The organism is Micromonospora lacuserhaii (assembly GCF_036902735.1).
Classification (GTDB): domain Bacteria; phylum Actinomycetota; class Actinomycetes; order Mycobacteriales; family Micromonosporaceae; genus Micromonospora.
Genome location: NZ_JBAKHO010000008.1, coordinates 1 through 26,309 on the forward strand (window position 1 = coordinate 1; position 26,309 = coordinate 26,309).

Annotated in this window: 25 protein-coding genes and 1 pseudogene; 9 read left to right on the forward strand and 17 right to left on the reverse strand. The window is 72.4% G+C overall.

All coding sequences use genetic code 11. The features are described from left to right. Nucleotides 1-76: 76 nt before the first annotated feature. The 3 genes and pseudogenes from V6U81_RS07735 to mug all read left to right on the forward strand — a co-directional run. A pseudogene (locus V6U81_RS07735) lies at nt 77-412 on the forward strand (SCO6045 C-terminal-like domain-containing protein); the annotation flags it as partial. 48 nt (nt 413-460) lie between these two features. Continuing rightward, nucleotides 461-1,222: an SDR family oxidoreductase gene (locus V6U81_RS07740; RefSeq protein ID WP_334485959.1), complete on the forward strand. Its 762-nt coding sequence runs from the start codon at nt 461-463 to the stop codon at nt 1,220-1,222. Then, complete coding sequence (gene mug, locus V6U81_RS07745) at nt 1,219-1,815, forward strand: G/U mismatch-specific DNA glycosylase (RefSeq protein WP_334485961.1); 597 nt, start codon at nt 1,219-1,221, stop codon at nt 1,813-1,815. Before V6U81_RS07740 ends, mug begins: the two co-directional genes overlap by 4 nt. On the opposite strand, the gene V6U81_RS07750 is transcribed toward mug, so the two are convergent. From V6U81_RS07750 to V6U81_RS07760, 3 genes are all read right to left on the reverse strand, one after another. Next, nucleotides 1,812-3,794, reverse strand: a complete 1,983-nt coding sequence (locus V6U81_RS07750; RefSeq protein WP_334486356.1) for an ABC transporter ATP-binding protein — start codon at nt 3,792-3,794, stop codon at nt 1,812-1,814. The genes mug and V6U81_RS07750 overlap by 4 nt on opposite strands. 112 nt (nt 3,795-3,906) lie before the next feature. Continuing rightward, nucleotides 3,907-4,674 carry an enoyl-CoA hydratase/isomerase family protein gene (locus V6U81_RS07755; protein WP_334485964.1) on the reverse strand — a complete coding sequence of 256 codons (768 nt, stop codon included), beginning with the start codon at nt 4,672-4,674 and terminating at the stop codon, nt 3,907-3,909. A 46-nt stretch (nt 4,675-4,720) separates the two neighbouring features. After that, nucleotides 4,721-4,948 carry a helix-turn-helix domain-containing protein gene (locus V6U81_RS07760; protein WP_007462679.1) on the reverse strand — a complete coding sequence of 76 codons (228 nt, stop codon included), beginning with the start codon at nt 4,946-4,948 and terminating at the stop codon, nt 4,721-4,723. A 217-nt stretch (nt 4,949-5,165) separates the two neighbouring features. On the opposite strand from V6U81_RS07760, the gene V6U81_RS07765 reads away from it, so the two are divergent. Next, a complete protein-coding gene (locus V6U81_RS07765; RefSeq protein WP_334485967.1) occupies nt 5,166-5,768 on the forward strand; it encodes a cadmium resistance transporter in 603 nt (200 codons plus the stop codon). Between the two features lie 24 nt (nt 5,769-5,792). Here the strand turns inward: V6U81_RS07765 and V6U81_RS07770 are convergent, their stop codons facing one another. Further along, nucleotides 5,793-7,397: an ABC-F family ATP-binding cassette domain-containing protein gene (locus tag V6U81_RS07770; protein ID WP_334485969.1), complete on the reverse strand. Its 1,605-nt coding sequence runs from the start codon at nt 7,395-7,397 to the stop codon at nt 5,793-5,795. A gap of 246 nt (nt 7,398-7,643) precedes the next feature. On the opposite strand from V6U81_RS07770, the gene ypfJ reads away from it, so the two are divergent. Beyond that, nucleotides 7,644-8,558, forward strand: coding sequence for a KPN_02809 family neutral zinc metallopeptidase (gene ypfJ / locus V6U81_RS07775; protein ID WP_334486359.1), 915 nt, complete (start codon nt 7,644-7,646; stop codon nt 8,556-8,558). Between the two features lie 61 nt (nt 8,559-8,619). On the opposite strand, the gene V6U81_RS07780 is transcribed toward ypfJ, so the two are convergent. The 10 genes from V6U81_RS07780 to V6U81_RS07825 form a co-directional block, all read right to left on the reverse strand. Further along, nucleotides 8,620-9,267 carry an acVLRF1 family peptidyl-tRNA hydrolase gene (locus V6U81_RS07780; RefSeq protein WP_334485971.1) on the reverse strand — a complete coding sequence of 216 codons (648 nt, stop codon included), beginning with the start codon at nt 9,265-9,267 and terminating at the stop codon, nt 8,620-8,622. Between the two features lie 45 nt (nt 9,268-9,312). Continuing rightward, the gene (locus V6U81_RS07785) at nt 9,313-9,939 is read right to left on the reverse strand and encodes a LysE family transporter (protein ID WP_334485973.1); all 627 of its coding nucleotides are present in this window, start codon (nt 9,937-9,939) and stop codon (nt 9,313-9,315) included. A 504-nt stretch (nt 9,940-10,443) separates the two neighbouring features. Further along, a complete protein-coding gene (locus V6U81_RS07790; RefSeq protein ID WP_334485976.1) occupies nt 10,444-10,902 on the reverse strand; it encodes a metal-sulfur cluster assembly factor in 459 nt (152 codons plus the stop codon). Then, nucleotides 10,899-11,375, reverse strand: coding sequence for a Fe-S cluster assembly sulfur transfer protein SufU (gene sufU / locus V6U81_RS07795; protein ID WP_334485979.1), 477 nt, complete (start codon nt 11,373-11,375; stop codon nt 10,899-10,901). Before sufU ends, V6U81_RS07790 begins: the two co-directional genes overlap by 4 nt. Then, nucleotides 11,375-12,679, reverse strand: a complete 1,305-nt coding sequence (locus V6U81_RS07800; RefSeq protein ID WP_334485981.1) for a cysteine desulfurase — start codon at nt 12,677-12,679, stop codon at nt 11,375-11,377. The genes sufU and V6U81_RS07800 overlap by 1 nt, the downstream gene beginning before the upstream one ends. Nucleotides 12,680-12,701: 22 nt before the next feature. Then, entirely contained in the window at nt 12,702-13,475 is a 774-nt protein-coding gene (sufC, locus tag V6U81_RS07805; RefSeq protein ID WP_334485984.1) for a Fe-S cluster assembly ATPase SufC, read from the reverse strand. After that, nucleotides 13,475-13,801, reverse strand: a complete 327-nt coding sequence (locus V6U81_RS07810) for a non-heme iron oxygenase ferredoxin subunit (protein WP_334485986.1) — start codon at nt 13,799-13,801, stop codon at nt 13,475-13,477. The genes sufC and V6U81_RS07810 overlap by 1 nt, the downstream gene beginning before the upstream one ends. After that, entirely contained in the window at nt 13,801-14,943 is a 1,143-nt protein-coding gene (gene sufD, locus V6U81_RS07815) for a Fe-S cluster assembly protein SufD (RefSeq protein ID WP_334485989.1), read from the reverse strand. The genes V6U81_RS07810 and sufD overlap by 1 nt, the downstream gene beginning before the upstream one ends. Nucleotides 14,944-15,058: 115 nt before the next feature. Next, the gene (gene sufB / locus V6U81_RS07820; protein WP_334485992.1) at nt 15,059-16,489 is read right to left on the reverse strand and encodes a Fe-S cluster assembly protein SufB; all 1,431 of its coding nucleotides are present in this window, start codon (nt 16,487-16,489) and stop codon (nt 15,059-15,061) included. Further along, nucleotides 16,486-17,286, reverse strand: a complete 801-nt coding sequence (locus V6U81_RS07825; RefSeq protein ID WP_334485995.1) for a helix-turn-helix transcriptional regulator — start codon at nt 17,284-17,286, stop codon at nt 16,486-16,488. The genes sufB and V6U81_RS07825 overlap by 4 nt, the downstream gene beginning before the upstream one ends. A gap of 98 nt (nt 17,287-17,384) precedes the next feature. On the opposite strand from V6U81_RS07825, the gene V6U81_RS07830 reads away from it, so the two are divergent. Beyond that, the gene (locus V6U81_RS07830; protein ID WP_334485998.1) at nt 17,385-18,347 is read left to right on the forward strand and encodes a COX15/CtaA family protein; all 963 of its coding nucleotides are present in this window, start codon (nt 17,385-17,387) and stop codon (nt 18,345-18,347) included. 151 nt (nt 18,348-18,498) lie between these two features. Here V6U81_RS07830 and V6U81_RS07835 read toward each other — a convergent pair whose 3' ends face one another. The 3 genes from V6U81_RS07835 to V6U81_RS07845 all read right to left on the reverse strand — a co-directional run bounded on the left by V6U81_RS07835 (nt 18,499) and on the right by V6U81_RS07845 (nt 20,961). Continuing rightward, entirely contained in the window at nt 18,499-19,428 is a 930-nt protein-coding gene (locus tag V6U81_RS07835) for an ATP-grasp domain-containing protein (protein WP_334486001.1), read from the reverse strand. Nucleotides 19,429-19,436: 8 nt separating this feature from the next. After that, entirely contained in the window at nt 19,437-19,769 is a 333-nt protein-coding gene (locus V6U81_RS07840) for a hypothetical protein (RefSeq protein WP_334486004.1), read from the reverse strand. Between the two features lie 238 nt (nt 19,770-20,007). Beyond that, on the reverse strand, nt 20,008-20,961 hold the full coding sequence (locus tag V6U81_RS07845) for a heme o synthase (protein ID WP_334486006.1): 954 nt from the start codon (nt 20,959-20,961) through the stop codon (nt 20,008-20,010). Between the two features lie 290 nt (nt 20,962-21,251). Here V6U81_RS07845 and tkt point away from each other — a divergent pair, with 290 nt between their 5' ends. From tkt to V6U81_RS07860, 3 genes are all read left to right on the forward strand, one after another. Beyond that, on the forward strand, nt 21,252-23,390 hold the full coding sequence (gene tkt, locus V6U81_RS07850; protein WP_334486009.1) for a transketolase: 2,139 nt from the start codon (nt 21,252-21,254) through the stop codon (nt 23,388-23,390). Between the two features lie 16 nt (nt 23,391-23,406). Further along, nucleotides 23,407-24,588: a transaldolase gene (tal, locus tag V6U81_RS07855; protein WP_334486012.1), complete on the forward strand. Its 1,182-nt coding sequence runs from the start codon at nt 23,407-23,409 to the stop codon at nt 24,586-24,588. A 70-nt stretch (nt 24,589-24,658) separates the two neighbouring features. Further along, nucleotides 24,659-26,305: a glucose-6-phosphate isomerase gene (locus tag V6U81_RS07860; protein WP_334486015.1), complete on the forward strand. Its 1,647-nt coding sequence runs from the start codon at nt 24,659-24,661 to the stop codon at nt 26,303-26,305. The last annotated feature ends 4 nt before the right edge of the window (nt 26,306-26,309 follow it).

A 26,309-nucleotide genomic window follows, 5' to 3' on the forward strand; every position in this document is an offset into this window, starting at 1 on the left:
GGGTCCGCCCGGTCCGCCGGCGGCGCGGCCCGGGCGGTCACGCGCACCCTGAGTGACGACCCGCTGGGCGGCACAGCTGCTGCGCAAGCGGGCCGGCGACGTGGCGCGGCACTGGCCGCTGCTCGCCGCGGGGCTCGGCGACGCGTGGTGGGAGACCTTCCGCGACTGGGCGACCGGCCGGCCCACCGCCGGCTCGCTGCGCGACGGCTGGGAGCTGGCCCGGGTGCTGCGCGACCGGGGCGCGCTGCCGCCGCTGGGCGCCGAGGAGCTGGTAGTCCGCGAGGCGGGCAGCCGCTACGACGGGGTCGGTCCGCCGCGGCCCCGCCGGCTGCCGGCCGTCGCCCGCGCCGGCGGCGCCGTCGCGGTGCAGCTCGCCGGTCGGGTACGCCTGCTGCGCCCCGCCCCCCGCTGAGCCGCCCGGCCCGTGCGGCCGGTCCGCCCGTGCGGCAGGATCGGTGCCATGGATCTCGGACTCACCGACCGGGTGTACGTACTCACCGGCGCCTCCCGCGGCCTGGGTTTCACCACCGCCGAATGCCTGGTCGCCGACGGCGCCCGGGTGGTCCTCTCGGCCCGTGACCCCGAGCGGGTGGCCGGGGCGGTGGCGCGGCTCGGCGGGCCGGAGCACGCCATCGGACTCACCGCCGACCTCACCGACGCGGGCACCCCCGAGCGGCTGGTGGCGGCCGCCCGGGAGCACTTCGGCCGGCTCGACGGGGCGCTGGTGTCGGTGGGCGGGCCGCCTCGGGGCACCGCCGCCGAGGTGACTGACGCGCAGTGGCGGGAGTCCTTCGAGACCGTCTTCCTGGGCAGCGTGCGGATGGCCCGTACGGTCGCCGGTGCGCTGACCGACGGCGGCGCGGTCGGTCTGGTCCTCTCCACCTCGGCCCGCGGCCCGGTGCCCGGCCTGGGCATCTCCAACGGCCTGCGTCCCGGCCTGGCGGGGGTGGCCAAGGACATGGCCGACGAGTACGGCGCCCGGGGCGTCCGGGTGCTCGGCCTGCTGCCGGGGCGGATCCTGACCGACCGCAACCAGGAGCTCTTCGCCGCCACCGGGGACGCCGAGGCGGCCCGGGCCGAGGCGGAGGCCGGCATCCCGCTGCGCCGGATCGGCGACCCGGCCGAGTTCGGTCGGGTGGCCGCGTTCCTGCTCTCCCCCGCCGCCGGCTACGTCACCGGGGTGACCGTGCCGGTCGACGGCGGCGCCCTGCGCGGCCTGTGACCCCGGCCCGCCGGCCCCGGCCGACTGCGGAACCGACCGGCGGCCGTGCGGCGCGCCCGACGAAGGCGGAGCTGGCCGCCGCCAGCGACCGGACCATCCCGGACGTGATCGCGCCGGGGCTGGACGTGCTCTTCGTCGGCATCAACCCCGGGCTCTGGTCGGCGGCGACCGGCCGGCACTTCGCCCGTCCGGGCAACCGGTTCTGGCCGGCGCTGCACCGGGGTGGCTTCACCCCGCGCCAGCTCCGCCCCGAGGAGCAGGACCTGCTGCCCGGGTACGGGCTGGGCATCACGAACATGGTGGCGCGGGCCAGTGCCCGGGCCGACGAGCTGACCGCCGCCGAGCTGCTGGCCGGGGCGGAGATCCTGGCCGGCAAGGTGGCCGCGTACCGGCCGGCGTGGGTGGCGGTGGTCGGGGTGACCGCGTACCGGATCGGGTTCGCCCGGCCGAAGGCGGGTTTCGGCCCACAGCCGGAGCCGCTGGCGGGTGCCCGGCTCTGGGTGCTGCCCAACCCGAGCGGGCTGAACGCGCACTTCACCCCGGAGACGCTCGGGGCGGCCTTCGGCGAGCTACGGGCGGCCGTCGACGGCTAATTGGCCGCGGCCGGCGGCAACGCCTCCTGCGCCACGTAGGTGCCCATCGGCACCGTGGTGATCACCGGCTCGGGCTCCGCCGACGGCGCGTACGGCGTGGGCGAGTCGGCGACGGCGAACTGGGTGCGGTACAGCTCGGCGTAGAGGCCGCCGACCGCGACCAGTTCGTCGTGCCGGCCCCGCTCGACGAGCCGGCCGTCGTCGAGGACGAGGATCTGGTCGGCGTCACGGACGGTGGAGAGCCGGTGCGCGATCACCAGCGCGGTACGCCCGGTGAGCGCCACGGACAGCGCCCGTTGCACCGCCGCCTCGCTCTCGGAGTCGAGGTGCGCGGTGGCCTCGTCGAGGATGACGATCGACGGCGCCTTGAGCAGCAGCCGGGCGATCGCGATGCGCTGCTTCTCGCCGCCGGAGAACCGGTAGCCGCGCTCGCCGACCATGGTCTCCAGCCCGTCGGGCAGGGCGCGGACCAGGTCGGCGACCTGCGCGCCGGCCAGCGCGGCCCAGATCTCGTCGTCGGTGGCGTCCGGCTTGGCGTAGCGGAGGTTCTCGGCGATCGTCTCGTGGAACAGGTGCGAGTCCTGGGTGACGACGCCGATCTCGTCGCGCAGCGAGGCGAGGGTGGCGTCCCGGACGTCGACCCCGCCGACCCGCACCTCGCCGTCGGTGACGTCGTAGATCCGGGAGATCAGCATGGAGAGAGTGGACTTGCCGGCGCCGGAGGGGCCGACCAGGGCCACCATCTGGCCCGGCTCGACGGTGAACGAGACGCCCTTGAGCACCGGCTCGTTGACCGTACGGTCGAGGGTGGCGACCTCCTCCAGCGAGGCCAGCGACACGTCGGCGGCGGCCGGGTAGCGGAACCGGACGTCGCGGAACTCGACCCGGCCGACGCCCCGGGGCACCGGCACCGCGTCGGGCTTCTCCTGGATGCCGGGGCGCAGGTCGAGCACCTCGAAGACCCGGTCGAAGGAGACCAGCGCGCTCATCACGTCCACCCGGACGTTGGACAGCGCGGTGAGCGGGCCGTAGAGGCGGGTGAGCAGCAGAGCGAGGGTGACCACGGTGCCGGCGCTGACCGCGCCGGTGACCGCCAGCCAGCCGCCGAGCCCGTAGGTGAGCGCCTGGGCCAGCGAGGCGACCAGCAGCATCGCCACGAAGAACGTCCGCGAGTACATGGCGGACTGGATGCCGATGTCCCGGACCCGCTCGGCCCGGCCGGCGAACCGACGCGCCTCGACCTCCGGCGCGCCGAAGAGCTTGACCAGCAGCGCCCCGGCGACCCCGAACCGCTCGGTCATCGTGGCGTTCATCTTGGCGTCGAGGTTGTACGACTCCCGGGTGATCTCGGCCAGCCGCTTGCCGACCCGGCGGGCCGGGACGATGAAGATCGGCAGCATGACCAGCGAGAGGAGGGTGATCTGCCAGGAGAGGGTGAACATCACCCCGGCGGTGAGCACCAGCTGGATGACGTTGCTGACCACCCCGGAGAGGGTGGAGGTGAACGCCCGCTGGGCGCCCATCACGTCGTTGTTGAGCCGGCTGACCAGCGCGCCGGTCTGGGTCCGGGTGAAGAACTGCAGCGGCATCCGCTGGACGTGGTCGTAGACCCGGGTGCGCAGGTCCAGGATGATGCCCTCGCCGATCCGGGCCGAGTACCACCGCTGGGCCAGCGAGAAGAGCGCGTCGGCGACCGCCAGGGCACCGATGATCAGGGCCAGCCGGACCACCGTCGCGCCGGCGTCGGCAGCCGCCCCGGTGATCTCGTTGATGACCTTGCCGGCCAGCACCGGGGTGGCGACCCCGATGATCGCGGCGATCACCACGGTGACCAGGAAGACGACGATGTCGCGTCGGTACGGGCGGGCGAACGCGACGATCCGCTTGGCGGTGCCCCGCTTGAGCTGGTGCGCGGAGACCTCGTCCCGGCTACGCATCGAGCGGAGCATGCTCCACCCGGCCATCCCGCCACCGGACATGGGGTTGGACATCGGTCACCTCCGGGTCGTGGGCAGCGGGCACCGTCAGGTCAATTCTCCCGACGACTACGACAACCTCGCGAGTAACCCGGATCTTCCCGAACGGTCCTTACTATTCTCCCCGCCCGGCAAGATCCCGCAGACGGCGGGTCTGCGCCTCCCGCTCGGCGCGCTGCTGCTCGGCGTGGGACCGGGTGCCGGCGCCGGCGATCAGCGCCTTGATCTCCACCACCGCGTCGCGGTTGGCGGCGAGCAGCCCCGCGGTCAGGTCCCGGACCGCGCCGTCGAGATCGGCGTTCGGCACCACCAGGGTGGCCAGCCCGATCCGGTCCGCCTCGGCGGCGTCCATCCGCCGGCCGGTGGCGCAGATCTCCAGGGCGCGGGAGTAGCCGACCAGCTCGACCAGGCGCTTGGTGCCGGCCAGATCGGGGACCAGCCCGAGGGTCACCTCGGCCATCGAGAACCGGGCGTCCTCGGCGAGCACCCGCAGGTCGCAGGCGAGGGCCAGCTGGAAGCCGGCGCCGATCGCGTGCCCCTGAACGGCCGCCACCGAGATCACGTCCGGGCGGTGCAGCCAGCTGAAGCCCTGCTGGTACTCGGCGATCCGGTCGGCGCACTCCTGCTCGGGCAGGGTGGAGAGCTCGGCGAAGGAGCCCGGGCCGGAGGCGCCGGCCACCGACAGGTCGAGACCGGCCGAGAAGGCCCGCCCCTCGCCGCGCACGACGACGACACGCACGTCGCCGGGGAGATCCCGGGAGAAGTCGCTCATCGCGCGCCACATCGCCGGGGTCTGGGCGTTGAGCACGTCGGGCCGGCACAACGTCACCGTCGCGACCGGCCCGTCGCAGTCGAGGCGCACCCCGGTCGTCTCGGCGGTCACCGGACCGCCCGGGGCGCGACGCTGATGGACGACGCTGGCGGGCGGGTCACGCCTTCTTGCGGCGCCGGGCGCCGCCACGCTGACGCAGCTGCACCCCGGACTCGGTGAGCACCCGGTGGATGAATCCGTAGGAACGGCCGGTCGAGGCCGCGAGCGCGCGGATGCTCTCACCCGAGGTGTACCGCTTTACCAGGTCCTTGGCGAGCGTCTGACGCTCGGCTCCGACGATCCGGCGACCCTTCTCAGTGCTGGTGGCTGTGCCAGTGGCTGCCATGCTGATTCCTCACGTCCCAGACTGTGCGGTTCGGATACGGTCCCACCTATTAGACCGCCTCGAACGATCATGCGCCAGATATCAACTCTTCGCCAACCGACACGCTATGCAGTGTCAGCTTCCCGATAGAGTGATCCTTCCGACCGGCTGACCTGACGTCGTCGGTGTGGGCCACTGCGGCCGGCGGCACGCCCCGGCCGGGCCGTACCCTGCCCGGGTGACGGAGCTGCTGGGGAGCGCGGGCGGCGCGGCGCTGGTCTTCGCCGCGACCAATCTGGACGACATCGTGGTGCTCACCGTGCTCTTCGTGGCGGCGCGCGGCACCGGCCGGCCCCGTCCCTGGCAGATCGTCGCGGGTCAGTACCTCGGCATCGGCGCGCTGGTCGCGGCGAGCCTGGTGGTCGCCGCCGGGCTGCTGGTCGTCCCCGATCCGTGGACCGGCCTGCTCGGTCTGCTGCCGATCGCGCTCGGCGTCCGCGCGCTGCTGGCCCGCACCGATGACGACGGCCCGCCGGCCGTGGTGGGCGGGCTGCTCGGGGTGGCCGGGGTGACGATCGCCAACGGGGCCGACAACATCGCCGTCTACGTGCCGGTGTTCCGCAGCCTGGACCCGGCGACCGGCCCGGTGTTCCTGCTGGTCTTCGCCGCCCTGGTGGCGCTCTGGTGCACGGCCGCCGGGCTGCTCGGCGGCCACCCCCGGGTGGTCCGGCTGGTCGGCCGCGCCGGCCACTGGCTGGTCCCGGCGATCTTCATCGCGATCGGCGTGGTGATCCTGGTCGGCTCGGGCGTGCTGGGCCGGTTGGCCGACCTGGCGGCCTGACGCCGCCGGGCCGGCCCGGCGGCGTCAGGCCAGCTCGACCAGTTCGAGCAGGTCGTCGCTCCAGGCGTCCTCGTCGCCGTCGGGGAGCAGGATGGCCCGGTCGGGCTTGAGCGCGAGCACCGCCCCGGGGTCGTGGGTGACCAGCACGATCGCGCCCGGATAGTTGGCGATGGCGTCGAGCACCTGCTCCCGGCTGACCGGGTCGAGGTTGTTCGTCGGCTCGTCCAGCAGCAGCACGTTCGCCCCCGAACAGACCAGGGTCGACAGGGCGAGCCGGGTCTTCTCACCGCCGGAGAGCACCCCGGCCGGCTTGTCGACGTCGTCGCCCGAGAAGAGGAACGCGCCGAGGATCTTGCGCAGGTCGGTGTCGGACTGCTCGATGGCGGCGGCCCGCATGTTCTCCAGCACCGTCCGGTTCACGTCGAGCGTCTCGTGCTCCTGGGCGTAGTAGCCCAGCCGCAGCCCGTGCCCGGCGTGCACCTCGCCGGTGTCGGGCTTGAGCAGGCCGCCGAGCATTCGCAGCAGGGTGGTCTTGCCGGCGCCGTTGAGGCCGAGGATGGCCACCCGGGAGCCCCGGTCCACCGCCACGTTCACGTCGGTGAAGATCTCCAGCGACCCGTACGACTTGGACAGGCCGGTGGCCGTGAGCGGGGTCTTGCCGCACGGCGCCGGGGTGGGGAAGCGGACCTTGGCCACCCGGTCGGCGACCCGGACCTCCTCCAGCCCCGAGATCAGCTTTTCGGCCCGGCGGGCCATGTTCTGCGCGGCGACGGTCTTGGTGGCCTTGGCCCGCATCTTGTCGGCCTGCGCCATCAGCGCGCCGGCCTTCTTCTCGGCGTTGGCCCGCTCCCGGCGGCGGCGCCGCTCGTCGGTCTCCCGCGCCTCCAGGTACGCCTTCCAGCCCAGGTTGTAGACGTCCACCACGGAACGGGTGGCGTCCAGGAACCAGACCTTGTTGACCACCGACTCCAGCAGCGAGCCGTCGTGGGAGATCACGATCAGGCCGCCCTTGTGGTTGGCGAGGAAGCCGCGCAGCCAGGTGATCGAGTCGGCGTCGAGGTGGTTGGTGGGCTCGTCGAGCAGCAGGATGCCGCCGCCGTTCTCGCCGGCGTCGCGGAACAGGATCCGGGCCAGCTCGATGCGGCGGCGCTGGCCGCCGGAGAGGGTGCCGATGGTCTGAGCGAGGGCCCGGTCGGGCAGGCCCAGGTTGGCGCAGATCCGGGCCGCCTCGGCCTCGGCGGCGTACCCGCCGAGGGCGGCGAACTGGTCCTCCAGGGCGCCGTAGCGACGGACCAGCTTGTCCTCGGGGTTCTCCGCGAGCTGCTCCTCGACCTGCTTCATCTGGGCCATCAGCACGTCCAGGCCGCGGGCGGAGAGCACCCGGTCCCGGCCGGTGACCTCCAGGTCACCGGTGCGCGGGTCCTGCGGGAGGTAGCCGATCGCGCTGCGTCGGTCGAGCTGCCCCCCGTACGGCTGCCCCTCGCCGGCCAGCACCTTGAGGGTGGTGGTCTTGCCGGCGCCGTTGCGGCCGACCAGGCCGATCCGGTCGCCCGGCTGCACCCGCAGGGTGGTGTCGGACAGCAGGATCCGGGCGCCGGCGCGCAACTCCAGGCCGGTGGCAGTGATCATGTCGGGGAACTCGCTCTCGGGGTCCGGAAGGGCTGACTCAGGGCACGCGAAACGGCCGGCGGGCCCGATGGCCCGTCGGCGCGGGGCGGTTCAGCCTTCGCAGAGCAGCACCCGTCAAGTGTACCGGGCCGCCTTTCGTGCCCTGTCCGGATTACCGAGCAAGATCATCGGGTACCGAATCTGCCGTCCGGACCCGGTCCGGTACCGCAACCACCTGAACGTGATGAATCGGTGATCGGGGTCAACATGGAGCTGAACGAGAACGCGCAGATCGACACCAGCCAGGTGGACGATCGGCGAGGGTCCGGCGGAGGCGGCGGGATGGGCATACCCATCCCGATCGGCGGCGGCCGCGGAGGGATCGTCGGCATCATCATCGCGGTCCTCGTCGCGCTGGTCGGCGGCGGCTTCGGGCTGAACGCGGCGACCAACGGCGGCGGCGATGAGCAGGGCGACAACACGTCGCTGCAGCAGAAGTGCTCGGCCGACGACGCGCTCCAGCAGCTGGACTGCCGCAACACGGCGTACGTCAACTCGATCCAGGCGTACTGGCGCACCGCGCTGCCCGAGAAGTTCGGCGACCAGTACCAGCCGTCGAAGACGGTCTTCTTCAGCCAGGGCGTGAACACCGGCTGCGGCCAGGCCGACTCGGGCGTCGGGCCGTTCTACTGCCCGGCCGACGACCTGGTCTACATCGACCTCACCTTCTACAAGCTGCTCGCCGACCAGCTCGGCGCGGAGGGTGAGTTCGCCCAGCCGTACGTGCTGGCCCACGAGTACGGCCACCACGTGCAGGACCTGCTCGGCACCGAGGCGCAGATGCGCCGCCAGCAGCAGCGCGACCCGAACAACGCCAACGCGCTGTCGGTGAAGCTCGAACTGCAGGCCGACTGCTACGCGGGGGCCTGGGCGAAGAACGCCACCGGCACCGCGGACGCCAAGGGCCAGAAGATCTTCAAGAGCGTCACCGAGCAGGACATCCAGCAGGCGGTCGACACCGCCGAGAAGATCGGCGACGACGCCATCCAGCAGCGCTCCGGGCGCCCGGTGAACCCCGACGAGTTCACCCACGGCACGTCCGAGCAGCGTCAGCAGTGGTTCACCAAGGGGTACTCCACCGGTGACCCGAAGTCCTGCGACACCTTCGGCGGCAGCCTCTGACGGCGTACCGCACGCCCGGCGACGGCCGGTGGGTCCCCGACCCGCCGGCCGTCGTCCCGTCTCAGTCGGGGTCGCGGACCAGGACGCGTACCGCGCGGGCGGCGGCGATCGCCCCCACCAGCACCGCGTGCCGGGGCTCCGGCACGTCGAGCAGCCGCTCGGCCCGCAGCGCGGCCAGCGGAGCGAGCCGCCGGTCGGCCAGCACGGTGTCCACGGCCCGCCGGTCGCCGCCGCAGACCAGCGCGGCCAGCGTCGCCGTCTCCGGCAGCAGCAGCCGTACGGCCAGCTCGGCGGCGTCGCCCAGGGCCGCCTTCGCCTGGTTGTCCCGGCGTCGGGCGAAGCGCTGCTGGGACCACCCGCCGGCGGCGGTGCGCCCCTGCACGTACCGGGTGTCCACCTTGGAGACCGCCAGCTTCTCCCCCACCGCGACGCCGACCGCCACCGCGCCCTTCCGGGCGAGCAGCAGCCCGATCCGGCGAGGCGCGGCCGCCGCGGCGACGAAGCCGGGTACGTCAGAGCTGGCCGGTGCCCCCGGTGGGGTGTGCAGCTCGGCCGTCGCGCCGTCGGGAGCGGTCAGCAGCAGGCCGTACCCCTGGACGTTGGTGGTGGGCGTGCCGTGCCGGTCGGCGAAGCCCTCGACCCACCGGGCGACCCGACCGGGGTCCACCTCGACCCACCGGCCACCGCCGGCTGCGGGTCGGCTGCTCATGGGCCGACGGTACGGCACAGCGGCCGCAACGCTCACCGGGCCCGGTCAGTCGGCGAGCAGCACGGCGACGGCGAGGGCGCCGATGATGGCGCTGGAGAGCAGCCCGGTCACCAGCCGGCCGCGCGGACCGGCCAACATCCGACCGACCAGGGTGCCGCCGCCGGCGATCAGCAGCTGCCAACTCGCCGAGGCGAGGAACGCGCCGAGCACGAAGAGCCCGGCCGCCGGCGGCCCGTTGGCCCCGACGTCCCGTCGGCCCATGACCAGCGCCGCGAAGTAGACCACGGTGGCCGGGTTGAGCAGGGTCAGCGCCAGCACCCCGGCGAAGGCTCGGGCGGGAGTGTCCATCCCGCGGGGCGCCTCGCGCGGGCCGCCCGCGCGGCGGGGCCGCACCGCCCGCCACGTACCGTGCCCCGCGAGCGCCAGCAGCACCAGGGCCGCGGCCACCCGCAGCGGCCCGGCGACGGGGGCGACCAGGCCGGCCACCGCCGCCCCGCCGAGCACCGCGACGGCCGCGTAGAGGCCGTCCGCGGTGGCAACACCGAGCGCGCCGGCCGCGCCGACCCGGAACGAGGTACGGGCGCTGAGCCCGAGGATGAGGACCGCGATCGCACCGACCGGGACGGCGACGCCGTAACCGGCCACCAGACCGGCGAGGAACGCGGCGGTCACGACGGTCGGCGGCGGGTCGAGGCACGCCCCGGCGCGGTCCGCTGTCGGCGCGCGGCGGTGGCCGCACGGACAGGGAGCTGCTTCGGGTACGCCTCGATCACGCGCCCATCATGGTCAGTGGTTGGGCGCTCCGCCATCGAATTCGGACCCTTGTCGCGGGCCTCGCCTCCGACGCCGAGTCGTGGAGGGCCGTGCCGCCGCACCCGGCGACCGGAGAGGCCGGACCTGCGTCGCACCGGTGGTCGGGGGCACCGGACATCTCCTTCGGCACCTTTGCTCTGCTGCCCTCCGCGCAACGGGCACGGACAGTGATCCCTCCGGTGGCCGCAGCAACCCGGCCCGGGGGCAGATCGGCTGGTGAACGGAGGTGTTGCCGTGGCAGCAGCAGAGCAAAGCGTCGAGGCGGGATCCTGGGCGCGCCGGGCCGGCATTCACCCATCGTCACGAAAGTCAGCAGGGCGCGGCATCCCTAGGATGCCGCGCCCTGCTGCCGAGCAACAGCCGTCAGACGTTGAAGCCCAGCGAGCGGAGTTGGTCGCGCCCCTCGTCGGTGATCTTGTCCGGCCCCCACGGCGGCAGCCAGACCCAGTTGATCCGGATGTCGTTGACCAGGCCGCCGCCGGGGCCGGTGGTCAGCGCCTGCCGGGCCTGGTCCTCGATCACGTCGGTGAGCGGGCAGGCCGCCGAGGTGAGCGTCATGTCCAGCGTCGCGACGTTCTCGTCGTCGACGTGCACGCCGTACACCAGACCGAGGTCGACCACGTTGATGCCCAGCTCGGGGTCGACGACGTCCTTCATCGCCTCCTCGATGTCGGCGAGGGCGGCCTTGCCGCCGGCGGCCGGGGTCGCGGCGTCGCCGGCACCCGGCGTCGCCGCGCCATCGGTCGCCACGGCGCCGGTCTGCGGCGTCGTGGCGGCGTCGCCGGTCTCCGGCGTCGCCGCGGTTGCGGTGTTCTCGCTCATGCCTTCACCTCCGTCGGGCTCGCGCCCACCCCCGCGCGTGCCGCGGCGTCCTTGAACGCCATCCACGGCAGCAGCGCGCACTTGACCCGGGCGGGATAGCGCGCGACACCCGCGAACGCCACCCCGTCACCGAGCACGTCCTCATCCGGCGTGACCTGGCCACGACCGGACATCAACTCGACGAACGCCTCGTGTACGACGAACGCCTCCCCCGTACCGCGACCGCGCAGCAGCTCGTGCAACACGCTCGCCGAGGCCTGGCTGATCGAGCAGCCCATGCCGTCGTACGAGATGTCGTCGAGCGTGGCGCCGTCGGTGGCCACCCGGACGGTGATCTCGTCACCGCAGGTCGGGTTCACGTGGTGCGCCTCGGCGACCCGGGCGTCCGGGTCCTCGGCGTCGCGCAGGCCGCGGCCGTGCGGGTGCTTGTAGTGGTCCAGGATGATCTCCTGGTAGAGCTGGTCGAGCTGCATCAGTCGAACACCTTCCGCACCTGCTCGAGACCCGCCACCAGGGCGTCGATCTCCTCCGTGGTGGTGTACAGGTAGAACGACGCCCGCGTCATGGCCGGTACGCCGAACCGGGTGCACACCGGCTTCGCGCAGTGGTGCCCCACCCGGACCTGCACGCCGAGGGAGTCGAGGACCTGCCCCACGTCGTGCGGGTGGATGTCGCCGAGCGCGAACGAGATGGTGCCACCCCGGCCGACCGGCACCGACGGGCCGAAGACCCGCAGGCCCGGCACGGTGGCCAGGCCGTCCAGCGCGTACGCGGTCAGCTCCTTCTCGTGCCACTGGATGGCCCGCATCCCGATGCCGCTGAGGTAGTCCACGGCCGCGCCGAGCGCGACCGCCTCGGCGATCGGCGGGGTGCCGGCCTCGAACCGGGCCGGCGGCGCGGCGAACGTGGAGCGCGCCATCGACACCGTCTCGATCATCGAGCCGCCGCCGAGCACCGGGGGCATCGCGGCGAGCAGCTCGCCCCGGCCCCAGAGCACGCCGATGCCCGTCGGACCGCACATCTTGTGCCCGGTGAAGACGATGAAGTCGGCGTCGTAGTCGACCACGTCCATCGGCATGTGCGGCACCGACTGGGAGCAGTCGAGCAGCAGCAGCGCCCCGACCTCCCGGACCCGCTGGGTGATCCGCGAGGTGGCGTTGACGGTGCCGAGGATGTTGGAGACGTGCACCAGCGAGACGATCTTCGTCCGCTCGGTGACGAGCTCCTCCAGCCCCGACTCGTCCAGCCGGCCGGAGTCGGTGACCGGGAACCAGCGCAGGGTCGCGCCGGTCCGCTCGGCCAGCAGCTGCCACGGGACGATGTTCGAGTGATGCTCCATCTCGGAGATCACGATCTCGTCGCCCGGGCCCAGCCGGAAGCGCGGGTCGGCGTCCGGGCGCAGCGACGCGTTGGAGAACGCGTACGCCACGATGTTGATCGCCTCGGTGGAGTTCTTGGTGAACACCACCTCGTCCACGCTGGGCGCGTTGATGAAGGCGGCGATCTTCGCCCGCGCCCCCTCGTACGCCTCGGTCGCCTCGGTGCCCAGCGTGTGCACCGAGCGCGACACGTTGGCGTTGTGCATCGCGTAGTGCTCGGTGAGCACGTCGAGCACCTGCCGCGGCTTGTGCGAGGTGTTGGCGCTGTCGAGATAGACCAGCCGGTGCCCGTTGATCTCCCGGTCGAGGATCGGGAAGTCGGCGCGGACCGTGGCCACGTCGAAACGCGGCACGTCGTCGTACTGCGGCATCCCCTCGGGGATGGCGATGGTGGTCATCTCAGCGGCCCCTGTCCCGATGTCAGGCCCGAGCCGAACCGGCCCCGGCGACGTACCGCTCGTAGCCGGACTCCTCGAGCTTGTCGGCCAGCTCCCGGCCGCCCTGCTCGACGATTCGGCCGGCGACGAAGACGTGCACGAAGTCCGGCTTGATGTAGCGCAGGATCCGCGTGTAGTGGGTGATCAGCAGCAGCCCGGTGTCGCCGGTGTCGCGGACCCGGTTCACACCCTCGCTGACCACGCGCAGCGCATCGACGTCGAGGCCGGAGTCGGTCTCGTCGAGGATGGCGATCTTCGGCTTGAGCAGCTCCAGCTGGACGATCTCGTGCCGCTTCTTCTCACCGCCGGAGAAGCCCTCGTTGACGTTGCGCTGGGCGAACGCCGGGTCCATCTGCAGGCGCTCCATGGCGCCGCGCAGCTCGCCGCCCCAGGTGCGCAGCTTCGGCGCCTCGCCGTCGATGGCGGTCTTGGCGGTCCGCAGGAAGTTGGCCACCGAGACGCCGGGGATCTCGACCGGGTACTGCATGGCCAGGAAGAGACCGGCACGGGCCCGCTCGTCGACGGACATGGCCAGCACGTCCTCGCCGTCGAGGGTCACCGAACCGCCGGTGATCTCGTACTTGGGGTGACCGGCGATCGAGTACGCCAGGGTGGACTTGCCGGAGCCGTTCGGGCCCATGATCGCGTGGGTTTCTCCCGACTTGACCGTCAGGTTTACCCCATCAAGGATCGGCTTGAGCTCACCCTCGGGCAGCTTGACCGACACCTTCAGGTCGCGGATCTCCAGGGTGCTCATTATCGGGTCACTCCATTGCTCGGCGTCAGGCTGACGTAGATGTCGCCGTCGCGGACTTCGACGGGATAGACGGGTACGGGTTCGGTGGCGGGCAGCCCGGTGGGCTCACCCGTCCGCAGGTCGAAACGGGATCCGTGCAGCCAACATTCCAGCGTGCACCCCTCGACCTCGCCCTCGGAGAGGGCGACCGCGGCGTGCGAGCACTCGTCGTAGGCGGCGTAGAACGCGCCGTCGTCGCCGTGCACCAGCGCCAGCGGGATGCCGTCGACCTCGGCCCGGATCACGGTGCCCTTCGGCACGTCCTCGGTCGAGCAGATCCGGATCATCAGGCGCCCGCCTTGGCCAGCCGGGCCTCGATCGCGTCCCCCAGGCGCTCGCGCAGCGATTCGACCGGGATCTTGTTGATCAGCTCGGCGAAGAAGCCCCGCACCACCAGGCGACGGGCCTCGCCCTCCGGGATGCCCCGGGCCATCAGGTAGAACAACTGCTCGTCGTCGAAGCGGCCGGTCGCGCTGGCGTGGCCGGCGCCGGCGATCTCGCCGGTCTCGATCTCCAGGTTGGGCACGGAGTCGGCCCGGGCCCCGTCGGAGAGCAGCAGGTTCCGGTTGATCTCGTACGTGTCGGTGCCGGTCGCCTCGGCGCGGATCAGCACGTCGCCCACCCAGACGGTGTGCGCGTCATTGCCCTGCAGGGCACCCCGGTAGCCGACGTAGCTGCGGCAGTCCGGCGTGTTGTGGTCGACCAGCTGGCGGTGCTCCAGGTGCTGGCCGCCGTCGGCGAAGTAGACGCCGTACAGCTCGGCCTCGCCGCCCCGGCCGGTGTACTCCACCGAGGTGTACTGCCGGACCAGGTCGCCGCCGAGGCTGACCTGGATGTGCACCACCTTGGCGTCCCGCCCCAGCTTGACCTTGAGGTGCTGGGCCTGCACCCCGTCGGCGGCCCAGTCGGCGACGGTGACCAGGGTCAGCTTCGCGCCGTCGGCCACCGACACCTCGACGTTGTCGGCCAGGGTGGCCGAGCCGACGTGCTCCAGCACCAGGGTCACCTCGGCGAACCGGCCCACGTCGACGAAGGTGTGCCCGAAGGACAGCCCCTCGGCGCCGTCGCCGACCACCCGCAGGCTCACCGGCGCCGACACCACGGCGTCGCGGGCGACCTCCACCAGCAGCGCGTCACCGGCCCCGCCGTACGCCAGGGCGCTGACCCGGTCGACCGGGGTGAGCACGCTGCCCACCCGCGGGTCGTCCTTCGCGATCCGGGAGACGGTGACCTCGGAGGGCAGGTCGCCGTACTCGTGGCGGACCGTGCCGGTGGCGGCCTGCGCCCCACCGACCAGCCCGCGCAGCCGCTTGAGCGGGGTGAAGCGCCACTCCTCCTCGAGGCCGGTGAGGGCCGGGAAGTCGGCGACGTCGTACGAGCGGAGCGCCTGCGTCTTGGTGCTGGGCGGCGCGGAAGCCTGGGTAGTCATCTCTTCCTTGGTCTGTTCTGCGACGACGGTGTCATTGACCGGAGGGCGGGTCGGGGTTCGCGCGGCCCAGCCCGACGGGTCGAGCTGGGCGCGGCCCACCGAGGGGACGGCGGCGTCAGCCGACCGCACCCTCCATCTGGAGCTCGATCAGCCGGTTGAGCTCCAGGGCGTACTCCATCGGGAGCTCCTTGGCGATCGGCTCGATGAAGCCGCGCACGATCATCGCCATCGCCTCGTCCTCGCTGAGACCGCGGCTCATCAGGTAGAAGAGCTGGTCGTCGCTGATCTTGGAGACGGTCGCCTCGTGCCCCATCGACACGTCGTCCTCGCGGATGTCGACGTACGGGTAGGTGTCCGAGCGGGAGATGGTGTCGACCAGCAGCGCGTCGCACTTGACGGTGCTCCGGCTGTGGTGCGAACCCTCCAGCACCTGGACCAGGCCGCGGTACGAGGTGCGGCCGCCGCCCCGGGCGATCGACTTGGAGATGATGGTGGAGGAGGTGTGCGGCGCGGCGTGCACCATCTTGGCGCCGGCGTCCTGGTGCTGGCCCTCGCCGGCCATGGCCACCGAGAGCACCTCGCCCTTGGCGTGCGCGCCGGTCATGTAGACCGCCGGGTACTTCATGGTGACCTTGGAGCCGATGTTGCCGTCGACCCACTCCATGGTCGCGCCCTCGTGGCAGACGGCGCGCTTGGTGACCAGGTTGTAGACGTTGTTCGACCAGTTCTGGATGGTCGTGTAGCGGCAGCGCGCGTTCTTCTTGACGATGATCTCCACGACCGCGCTGTGCAGCGAGTCGGAGGAGTAGAGCGGCGCGGTGCAGCCCTCGACGTAGTGCACGTAGGCGCCCTCGTCGACGATGATCAGGGTCCGCTCGAACTGGCCCATGTTCTCCGTGTTGATCCGGAAGTAGGCCTGCAGCGGAATCTCCACGTGCACGCCCTTCGGCACGTAGATGAACGAGCCGCCGGACCACACGGAGGTGTTCAGCGCGGCGAACTTGTTGTCGCCGACCGGGATCACCGTGCCGAAGTACTCCTTGAAGACGTCCTCGTGCTCCTTGAGGGCGGTGTCGGTGTCCAGGAAGAGGACACCCTGCTCCTCCAAGTCCTCGCGGATCTTGTGGTAGACCACCTCGGACTCGTACTGCGCCGCGACACCGGCGACCAGGCGCTGCTTCTCCGCCTCCGGGATGCCCAGCCGGTCGTAGGTGTTCTTGATGTCCTCCGGCAGGTCCTCCCAGCTGGTGGCCTGCTTCTCGGTGGAGCGCACGAAGTACTTGATGTTGTCGAAGTCGATCCCGGTGAGGTCGGCGCCCCAGGCCGGCATCGGCTTACGGCCGAACAGCCGCAGGCCCTTCAGGCGCAGGTCGAGCATCCAGGCCGGCTCGTTCTTCTTCGCCGAGATGTCCCGCACCACCGCCTCGTTGATGCCGCGCTGGGCAGCGGCCCCGGCGACGTCGGAGTCGGCCCAGCCGTACTCGTAGCGACCGAGAGCGGCGAGCTGCTCTTCCTGGGTCAGGGGCTGGACGATCTGCTCGGTCATCTATCTGTCCTCACAGTGGTGACGGTGTTACCGGACTGGGCGCGCGGCTGGGCCGGGATGTGCGTGGTGCACACCCCGTCGCCGTGCGCGATGGTGGCCAGGCGCTGCACGTGCGTGCCGACCAGACGGGAGATGACCGCCGTCTCGGCCTCGCACAGCTGGGGGAACTCGGCGGCCACGTGCGCCACCGGGCAGTGGTGCTGACAGAGCTGGCCGCCGGAGGCGATCGTGGACGCGTTGGCAGCGTAACCCTCGGCGGTGAGCGCCCCCGCGAGCGCCTCGGCCCGGGCGAGCGGGTCGTCCCCGGCGTCCTCCATGGCGGCCCGGCAGCGGGCCTCCAGGGCGGCCACCTGATCGGCCGCGAACGCGTCGACCGCGTCGGATCCGCCGCTGCGGGCGATCCAGCGCAGCGCGGCGGTGGCCATGTTGTCGTAGTGGTGCGTGCCGCAGCGGACCCGGGCCGCGTCGGTCAGCAGGAACACCTTGGCCGGGCGGCCCCGGCCGCGGCTGCCCCGGACGACCTGCTCCCGGGCGATCACGTCGCCGTCGGCGAGCATCGCGTCGAGGTGCCGGCGGATCGCGGCCGGGCTGAGCCCGAGCGCCGAGCCGAGCTGGGCAGCGGTGGTCGCCCCCTGCTCCAGCAGGAGCTGGGTGACCCGGTCCCGGGTGGAAAGATCGGTGGACGCGGCCTGCGACAACTCCAGCTCGGCGCGTCTGACGCCGCGCCGCGACCTGGAGCCGCCGGCGACCAGGGCGGTCGCCGGCTGCTGCCCGGAGAGCGCCGCCGCGTTTTTCACAACGCCAACGTTACGTAAATAGCCCGGAGGCCGCAAACCCGGGTCCCGGTGATCCCGCACACCGGCCCGGCGGAGTCACCCGATCGGGCAGCACTACGGTGCGTAGGATTCGCTCCGTGATGCGATCCACCCGGTTCCCGGTCTCCACCACCCTGCTGCGCCGCCTCGCGTACGCCTCCATCGTGGCGAACGTCGGCATCGTCGTGACCGGCGGGGCGGTCCGCCTCACCGCGTCCGGCCTGGGCTGCCCGACCTGGCCCCGGTGCACCGACGCCTCGTACACCACCACCGCCGAGATGGGCGTGCACGGGGTGATCGAGTTCGGCAACCGGCTGCTCACCTTCGCCGTCGGGATCATCGCGCTGGCCACGGTGCTCGCGGTGCTGGCCCACCGGCCTCGCCGCAAGGGGCTGCTGGGGCTGGCGGTGGCGGTGTTCCTCGGCATCCCGGCGCAGGCGGTCATCGGCGGGATCACCGTGCTGACCAACCTGAACCCGTGGGTGGTCGGGCTGCACTTCCTCGCCTCGATGGCGGTGATCGCGGCCGCGTACGCGCTCTGGCGGCGGATCAAGGACCCCGACGGCCCGGCGGTCGCCGTGGTCCCCGGCCCGCTGCGCACCCTGGCGCTGCTCACCACGGTGGTCAGTGTCGCGGTCCTGGTGATCGGCACCTGGGTGACCGGCAGCGGCCCGCACGCCGGCGACCAGGGCGCGGCCCGCAACGGCCTGGACCCGGAGTCGATCTCCCAGGTGCACGCCGACGGGGTGTTCCTGCTGATCGGGCTCTCGGTCGCGCTGGTCTTCGCCTTCCAGGCGGTCGGCGCGACCCGGGCCACCCGGGCCGCCGTGGTGCTGGTGGCGGTGGAGCTCTCCCAGGGGCTGATCGGGTTCGTGCAGTACTTCACCCACCTGCCGGCGTTGCTGGTCGCCGCGCACATGCTCGGCTCCTGCCTGGTCCTGCTGGCCACCCTCGCGGTCCTCTGGTCGACCCGCGAACGCCACCCCGTCGAGCCGACCCCGGCCGCCACGCCGACCCCGGCCCCGGTCACCGCCGCCGCCTGACACCCCCGTAGGGCCGCCTCTGCGGCACACCCACCCCGCAAGGCTCGAACACGGACGTGGTGGCCTCCCTGATTCAGGGAGGCCACCACGTCGTGGATACAGCGTGCTCTTGAGTTGGCCATGCCCGATCCGACGCCGCGGGGCGGGGCGGTCAGGGCGTGCGGCGGGACAGGTGGGTGAGGACCGCCTCGGCGAGGCGGTCGGGGGCACCGTCGGCGTACCCGATGAACAGCGAGGGCTCGGTGAGCTCCAGCTCGACCAGCACGGGGGTGCCGTCCGGGCCGGGGATCAGGTCGACCCGGGCGTAGAGCAGCCGCTGCGTGCCGCCGGGCACGGCCGCGAGGACGCGCTCGGCGACGGCCAGCTGTTCGGGTGTGGCCGAGCGGGCGGTGATCTCCTCGGGCTTGTAGAGCCCCTCCACGCCCAGGTCCGGGCCGTCCAGCATCGCGCCCTTGCGGATCGCGTGGCTGTACGCCAGGCCGTCCGGCCCGGCCAGGAAGAGCAGGGCCGTCTCCCCCGCCGTGTCGACGGCGCTCAGGTACGGCTGGACCATGGTGACCCGGCCGGCGTCCACGAGCCGGCGCACGTGCGCCACGGCCAGCTCGCGGTGTTCCGGGTCGGCCAGGTCGTACCGGCCGGTGTCCTGGCTGCCGGCGCTGACCGCCGGCTTGATCACGTACTCGCCGTGCGCCGCGGGTGGGTCCCAGGGGCCGTCGCCGGGCAGCACCCAGGAGGTCTCGACCGTGGGCACCCCGGCGCCCGAGAGCTCGCCCAGGTACCGCTTGTCGGTGTTCCAGGCGACCACGTCGGCGGGGTTGACCAGGGTCGGGATGGTGCGCGCCCAGGCGACGAACTCCTCGCGCCGCAGCGCGTAGTCCCAGGGCGAGCGGAGCACGACCAGGTCGTACCCGGCCCAGTCGACGGCCGGGTCGTCCCAGACCGCGACGTCGGCGTGGACGCCGCGGTCGGCGAGGGGGGCGAGCACGAGCCGGTCGTCCGGGTCGAGGTCGGCGAGCCGGTCACAGGTGACGAGAGCGACCCGGGGTTTCCCCCGGGTCGGCTGCTGGTGGTGGTGGATCAATTTATGTGTCAGCGGGCCATCGTGCGCCGGGCCATCGACCGCCAGAGGTCGTTGCTCGGACGCATCTGGTCCATGAGTTCACGCTCCCAGGCGTTCTCGACGGTGACTCCCGCCTTCGCGCATGCCTGCCGGGCGACGACGGTGTCGTCGGCGAACTGGTCGGCCCACACCCCGTCCTCGCCGACGAGGACGATCCGCGCGCCGCGCTTGCCGACGTACTCGATGACCGCCTTCGCGCCGCCGTGGCCGGCGGCGAACGACTTGATGCCGGTGACCAGGCCGTTGGGGGCCCGCTCGGTGGTCTGTTCAGTCGTCAGCGTCGTATCGGAACCTTCTGCCATGACGCGAAGCCTAAGCAGACAACCACCCATAGGTGCGAGAACCATGAACCTTTTGTGATGCCAATTACCTACAGGTTTAAGGAAGACCACAGGTGGATTGCCCGGACATGTCGGAAAGGTAACCCCAAACCGGGCGGGCTGCTACGCCCCGATGTGTCCGACTTGAGGCTGTCGCCAGGGTCCGAAAAACGACTCGAGAAATTTATCTTCGCCGACCTGCGAACAGGCCTCACGGCGGTCAGATCAGCGCGTCGAGAGCGACCGCGGCGAACAGAATGGTCAGGTAGGTGGTCGACCAGTGGAACAGCCGCATCGGCTTGACCGCCTCGCCCCGGACCACCCGGCGGCAGAGCCGGTGCGCCTCGACGAGGAAGATGGCGCCGACCACCAGGGTCGGCACGCCGTAGATCGCGCTCATCCCCATCGGCCAGAGGGCCAGGGAGGTCAGCACGGTGAGCCAGGCGAAGATCAGGATCTCGGCGTTGACCCGGCGCGGGGAGGCGACCACCGGGAGCATCGGGATGCCGGCCCGCGCGTAGTCGTCCTTGTACTTCATGGCCAGCGGGTAGAAGTGCGGCATCTGCCAGAAGAAGACCACCGCGAAGAGCGCCCACGCCTGCGGGGCCAGCGACCCGGTGACCGCGGCCCAGCCGATCAGCACCGGCGCCGCCCCGCACGCCCCGCCCCAGAAGGTGTTGGCGGTGGTGGTGCGCTTGAGCCAGAGCGTGTAGACGAGGTCGTAGTAGGCGATCGCGGCCAGGGTCAGCGCCGTGGCGAGCAGGTTGGTGAACGTCGCCATCAGCACGGTCGAGACCGCCGCGAGCACCAGCCCGAAGATCAGCGCACTGCGCGGCGAGACGGTGTGCGCCGGCAGCGGGCGGCGCTTGGTGCGCCGCATCAGCTGGTCGATGTCCCGGTCGATGTAGCAGTTGATGACGCTGGCCGCGCCGGCGGCGAGCGAGCCGCCGACCAGCACCACGGCCACCAGCCAGAGCGACGGCACACCCCCGTCGGCGAGCATCATCGCCGGCACCGTGGTGACCAGCAGCAACTCGACGATGCGGGGCTTGGTCAGGGCGACGTACGACGCGACGATCCCCCGGACGTTCCGGCGGGGCGACTCCTCGGCCACCGTGCGCACCGGCGGCTGCCCGGCAGAGTTGCTGACGGGGCGCTCGGTGATCATGCTCACGGATTGCCACCTTCCGGCGTCGGCAGGGGAGATCGGGTCGGCCGGCCCCGGAACGGGGTCCAGACACCGCCCCACACACTACGCGCCGTCGTTTTGGCTGCCCGGTCGACCCGACAACGGTGCGGGCCGTCACACCCCGCCCGCCTGAGACGTCGCCGGCCGCCCACTGAACGCCCCCATCGGGTCGACACGTACGTAACAGCGTGCACAGATCCCTGGGCGGACGTTTAGGACGGCTCGATAGGGTCATCAGTGAGGGTTCCGCCCATCTGCCGAGGAGCACAACCATCGTGGCTGCCAACCGACCCGAGCACCCCGCTCTCAACTGGTCCGACCTCGACCGTCGGGCCGTCGACACCGTCCGCGTGCTGGCCATGGACGCCGTGGAGAAATCCGGCAACGGCCACCCGGGCACCGCGATGAGCCTCGCCCCCGCGGCGTACCTGCTCTTCAACAAGGTCATGCGGCACAACCCGGCCGACCCGAACTGGCCCGGCCGGGACCGGTTCGTGCTCTCCGCCGGGCACTCCAGCCTCACCCTCTACATCCAGCTCTTCCTCTCCGGCTACCCGCTCGCCCTGGACGACCTGAAGGCGCTGCGGCAGTGGGCCTCCCTCACCCCCGGCCACCCCGAGCACGGGCACACCCCGGGCGTCGAGACCACCACCGGCCCCCTCGGCCAGGGCCTGGGCAACGCGGTCGGCATGGCCATGGCCGCCCGCCGCGAGCGCGGTCTCTTCGACCCGGAGGCCGAGCCGGGCGCCTCGGTCTTCGACCACGACATCTGGTGCATCGTCTCCGACGGCGACATCGAGGAGGGCATCTCCCACGAGGTCAGCTCCCTCGCCGGGCACCAGCAGCTGGGCAACCTCTGCGTGATCTACGACGACAACGAGATCTCGATCGAGGACGACACCCGGATCGCCAAGAGCGAGGACGTGGCGGCCCGCTACGAGGCGTACGGCTGGCACGTGCAGACCGTCGACTGGCGGACCGGCGACGCCGACCAGGGCGACTACCACGAGGACGCCGAGGCGCTCCACGCGGCGCTGCTGGCCGCCAAGGCGGAGACCGGCCGTCCCTCCTTCATCGCCCTGCGCACCATCATCGGCTGGCCCGCGCCCAACAAGCAGAACACCGGCAAGATCCACGGCTCGGCGCTCGGCGCCGACGAGGTGGCCGCCACGAAACAGATCCTCGGCTTCGACCCGGCCCAGACCTTCGAGATCTCCGACGAGGTGCTCGAGCACGCCCGTCAGGTGCTCGGCCGCGGCGAGGCCGCGCAGCAGGAGTGGACCACCGCGTACGACGCCTGGGCGAAGGCCAACCCGGAGCGCAAGGCGCTCTACGACCGGATGGGCCGCCGGGTGCTGCCGCAGGGCTGGACCGACGCGCTGCCGACCTTCCCCGCCGACGCCAAGGGTGTCGCCACCCGGGCCGCCTCCGGCAAGGTCCTGGAGGCGCTCGCCCCGGTGCTGCCCGAGCTCTGGGGCGGCTCGGCCGACCTGGCCGAGAGCAACAACACCACCATGAAGGGCGAGCCGTCGTTCATCCCGGCGTCGCACGCCACCAAGGACTTCCCGGGCCACGAGTACGGCCGCACCCTGCACTTCGGCATCCGTGAGCACGCCATGGGCGCCATCCTCAACGGCATCGCCCTGCACGGCGGCACCCGCCCGTACGGCGGCACCTTCCTGGTGTTCAGCGACTACATGCGTCCGTCCGTCCGGCTCGCCGCGCTGATGAAGCTGCCGGTGACCTACGTCTGGACGCACGACTCGATCGGCCTCGGCGAGGACGGCCCGACCCACCAGCCGGTGGAGCACCTGACCGCGCTGCGGGCCATCCCCGGCCTGGACGTGGTCCGCCCGGCCGACGCCAACGAGACCGCCTGGGCCTGGCGACAGGCGCTGGAGCACACCGACCGGCCGACCGCGCTGGCGCTGAGCCGCCAGCCGTTGCCGACCCTGGACCGGGAGAAGCTGGGCAGCGCCGAGGGCGTCGCCAAGGGCGGCTACGTGCTGGCCGAGGCGTCCAACGGCAAGCCGCAGGTGATCATCGTGGGTACCGGCTCCGAAGTGCAGCTCTGCCTCACCGCCCGGGAGCGGCTGGAGGCCGACGGCACCCCCACCCGGGTCGTCTCGATGCCCTGCCAGGAGTGGTTCTACGAGCAGGACGAGGCGTACCGGGAGTCGGTCCTGCCGCGCGGGGTAAAGGCACGGGTGAGCGTGGAGGCGGGCATCGCCATGTCCTGGCGCGGGATCGTCGGCGACAGCGGCGAGAGCGTGAGCCTGGAGCACTACGGCGCCAGCGCCCCGCACACCGTGCTGTTCGAGCAGTTCGGGTTCACCCCCGACCGGATCGTGGCCGCCGCGCACGCGGCGCTGACCCGGGTGGGCGACATCACCGGTTTCACGACCGGCAACTGAGGGGAGCGTGGACGGCATGACGGACAGGCTGAGCGAACTCACCGCCGCGGGCGTGGCGGTATGGCTCGATGATCTTTCCCGGGTACGACTGAGCTCCGGCGGGCTGGACCAGCTCCGCCGGGAGAAGCACCTGGTCGGGGTGACGTCCAACCCGACCATCTTCGCCAAGGCGCTGAGCGACGCGGACGAGTACAACTGGCAGCTCAAGGACCTCGCCACCCGTGGCCTGGAGGTCGAAGAGGCGGTACGCCTGCTGACCACGTACGACGTGCGGTGGGCCTGCGACGTGATGCGGCCGGCGTACGACGCGAGCGCCGGCGTCGACGGCCGGGTCTCCATCGAGGTGGACCCCCGGCTGGCCCACGAGACGGAGAAGACCGTCGCCGAGGCCAAGGCCCTGTGGTGGCTGGTCGACCGGCCGAACCTGTTCATCAAGATCCCGGCGACCGAGGCCGGCCTGCCGGCGATCACCGCCACCCTGGCCGAGGGGATCAGCGTCAACGTGACCCTGATCTTCGGCCTGGACCGCTACTCCGCGGTGATGGATGCGTTCCTCGCCGGCCTGGAACAGGCGAAGGCGAACGGGCACGACCTGTCCACCATCGGCTCGGTCGCCTCGTTCTTCGTCTCCCGGGTCGACTCAGAGGTCGACAAGCGGCTGGAGAAGATCGGCTCCGACGAGGCGAAGGCGCTGCGCGGCAAGGCCGCGGTCGCCAACGCCCAGCTGGCGTACGAGCGCTACGGCGAGGTCTTCTCCTCCGACCGGTGGCAGGCCCTCGCCGACGCCGGCGCGCACCCGCAGCGGCCGCTCTGGGCGTCCACCTCGACCAAGAACCCGGACTACCGGGACGTGATCTACGTCGAGGAACTGATCGCCCCGGGCACGGTCAACACCATGCCCGAGTCGGTGATCCACGCGTTCGCCGACCACGGCGAGACCCGCGGCGGAGACACCATCACCGGGGCGTACGACGCGGCCCGGAAGGTCTTCACCGACCTGGAGCGGGTCGGCGTGGACATGTCCGACGTGATCGCCACCCTGGAGCGGGAGGGCGTGGAGAAGTTCGAGGCCAGCTGGCTGGAGCTGCTCGACGGGGTGAAGAAGTCGCTGGCGGAGGCGGCCAAGGGCGCCGGCGCGCCGAACAAGGCCGCCAAGGGCAGCGCCAAGGCCGCCCAGCAGGCCGGGGGCAACGCGTGACCAATGGCGTCGGACGCGCCGCGGGGCACCACCCCGCGGCGCTTCCCGCCGTCGTCGCCGGGATGACGACGTGAGCGAGCCGACGGCCGGCCCGGAGGCCGCCGCCGGACTGGCGGTGCGGGGCGCGGACGCGGTCGACCGGTCCGCGCCCGCCTCGGTACGCGAGGCGCTGGTCGCCCGGGACGTACCGGGGCGGCTGGCCCGCAGGGACCCGACGCTCTGGGGCCCGGAGGCCGAGGCGGAGGCGAAGGTCCGCCTCGGCTGGCTGGACACCCACCGCCGCAGCCGGGAACTGCTCCCCCAGCTCGCCGAGCTGGCGGCGGAACTGGAAGACCTGGACCACGTGGTGCTCGCCGGGATGGGCGGTTCGTCGCTCGCCGCGGAGACCATCACCCGGAGCCTGGGCCGCCCGCTGACCGTGCTGGACACCACCGACCCGGGCCGGATCCGGGCGGCGCTGGCCGACCGGCTGGAACGCACCGTGGTCGTGGTGGCCAGCAAGTCCGGCACGACGGTGGAGACCGACAGCCACCGGCGGGCGTACTGGCAGGCGTTCCTGGACGCCGGGATGACCGAGGCCGAGGCGGCCCGGCACTTCGTGGTGGTGACCGACCCGGGCTCCCCGCTGGAGGCCACCGCCAACGAGATGGGCGTGGTGGTCGTCCCGGCCGACCCCGAGGTGGGCGGGCGGTACGCGGCGCTGACCGCGTTCGGTCTGCTCCCCGCGGCCCTGGCCGGGGTGGGCGTGATCGAGCTGCTCGACGACGCCGAGGCGTTCGCCGCCTCGCTGGACCGGGACCGGGACAATCCCGCCCTGGCGCTCGGCGCGGCCCTCGCCGCGGCGGCCACCACCGGACGCGCCACGGTCGCCCTGGTCGGCGACGGCACCGGCCTGGACGGCCTGGGCGACTGGGCGGAGCAACTGCTCGCCGAGTCCACCGGCAAGGCCGGCGCCGGCATCCTGCCGGTGGTCGTCGAGTCGCCGTCGGCCCCCGGCGCGACCGGCCCCGGCGTGCTGACGGTGAGCCACGGCGGCGCGCTGACCGCCGGGGACGTCCCCGGCGCCGGCCTCGCGCCGGACCTGGCCGTCAACGGCCCCCTCGGCGCGCACTTCCTGGCCTGGGAGTACGCCACCGCGGTCGCCTCGGTGGTGCTCGGCGTCAACCCGTTCGACCAGCCGGACGTCGCCGCGAGCAAGCAGCACACCGCGCGGATCCTCGAGCGGGGCGAGCCGGCGGGTGCGCCGTCGTCCACCGACGGCCCGGTCGAGGTGTACGCCCCGGCCGGCTTCCCCACCGACCTGGACGGCGCGCTGCGCCGGCTGGTCGACGAGGTGGACGACGAGGGCTACCTGGCCGTCACGGCCTACCTCGATCCGGTGGCGGACGCCGACGCGGCGCGGCTGCGGGCGGCGCTCGCGGCGGTGACCGGGCGGCCGGTCACCTTCGGGTGGGGGCCACGGTTCCTCCACTCGACGGGCCAGTTCCACAAGGGCGGCCCGCCGGTGGGCAGCTTCCTTCAGCTGACCGGCGCGGTGGACGTTGATCTGCCGGTGCCGGGCCGCCCGTACTCCTTCGGACAGCTGCAGGCGGCGCAGGCCGCCGGTGACCGGCAGGCGCTGGTCGACCGGGGCCGGCCGGTGCTGCGGCTGCACCTGACAGACCGGCCGACCGGCCTGGCCCGGCTGCTGGATGCGATCGGACGGTGGCCGGCGTGAGAAT

Coding starts and splice junctions, on each gene's coding strand:
- V6U81_RS07740 (WP_334485959.1), top strand. CDS start 461: ATGGATCTCGGACTCACCGACCGGGTGTACGTACTCACCGGCGCCTCC.
- V6U81_RS07800 (WP_334485981.1), bottom strand. CDS start 12,679: ATGACCACCATCGCCATCCCCGAGGGGATGCCGCAGTACGACGACGTG.
- V6U81_RS07790 (WP_334485976.1), bottom strand. CDS start 10,902: ATGAGCGAGAACACCGCAACCGCGGCGACGCCGGAGACCGGCGACGCC.
- V6U81_RS07750 (WP_334486356.1), bottom strand. CDS start 3,794: ATGTCCGGTGGCGGGATGGCCGGGTGGAGCATGCTCCGCTCGATGCGT.
- ypfJ (WP_334486359.1), top strand. CDS start 7,644: ATGGAGCTGAACGAGAACGCGCAGATCGACACCAGCCAGGTGGACGAT.
- V6U81_RS07780 (WP_334485971.1), bottom strand. CDS start 9,267: ATGAGCAGCCGACCCGCAGCCGGCGGTGGCCGGTGGGTCGAGGTGGAC.
- sufU (WP_334485979.1), bottom strand. CDS start 11,375: ATGCAGCTCGACCAGCTCTACCAGGAGATCATCCTGGACCACTACAAG.
- sufB (WP_334485992.1), bottom strand. CDS start 16,489: ATGACCGAGCAGATCGTCCAGCCCCTGACCCAGGAAGAGCAGCTCGCC.
- tal (WP_334486012.1), top strand. CDS start 23,407: ATGACGGACAGGCTGAGCGAACTCACCGCCGCGGGCGTGGCGGTATGG.
- V6U81_RS07770 (WP_334485969.1), bottom strand. CDS start 7,397: ATGATCACTGCCACCGGCCTGGAGTTGCGCGCCGGCGCCCGGATCCTG.
- V6U81_RS07840 (WP_334486004.1), bottom strand. CDS start 19,769: ATGGCAGAAGGTTCCGATACGACGCTGACGACTGAACAGACCACCGAG.
- sufC (WP_334485984.1), bottom strand. CDS start 13,475: ATGAGCACCCTGGAGATCCGCGACCTGAAGGTGTCGGTCAAGCTGCCC.
- sufD (WP_334485989.1), bottom strand. CDS start 14,943: ATGACTACCCAGGCTTCCGCGCCGCCCAGCACCAAGACGCAGGCGCTC.
- V6U81_RS07760 (WP_007462679.1), bottom strand. CDS start 4,948: ATGGCAGCCACTGGCACAGCCACCAGCACTGAGAAGGGTCGCCGGATC.
- V6U81_RS07810 (WP_334485986.1), bottom strand. CDS start 13,801: ATGATCCGGATCTGCTCGACCGAGGACGTGCCGAAGGGCACCGTGATC.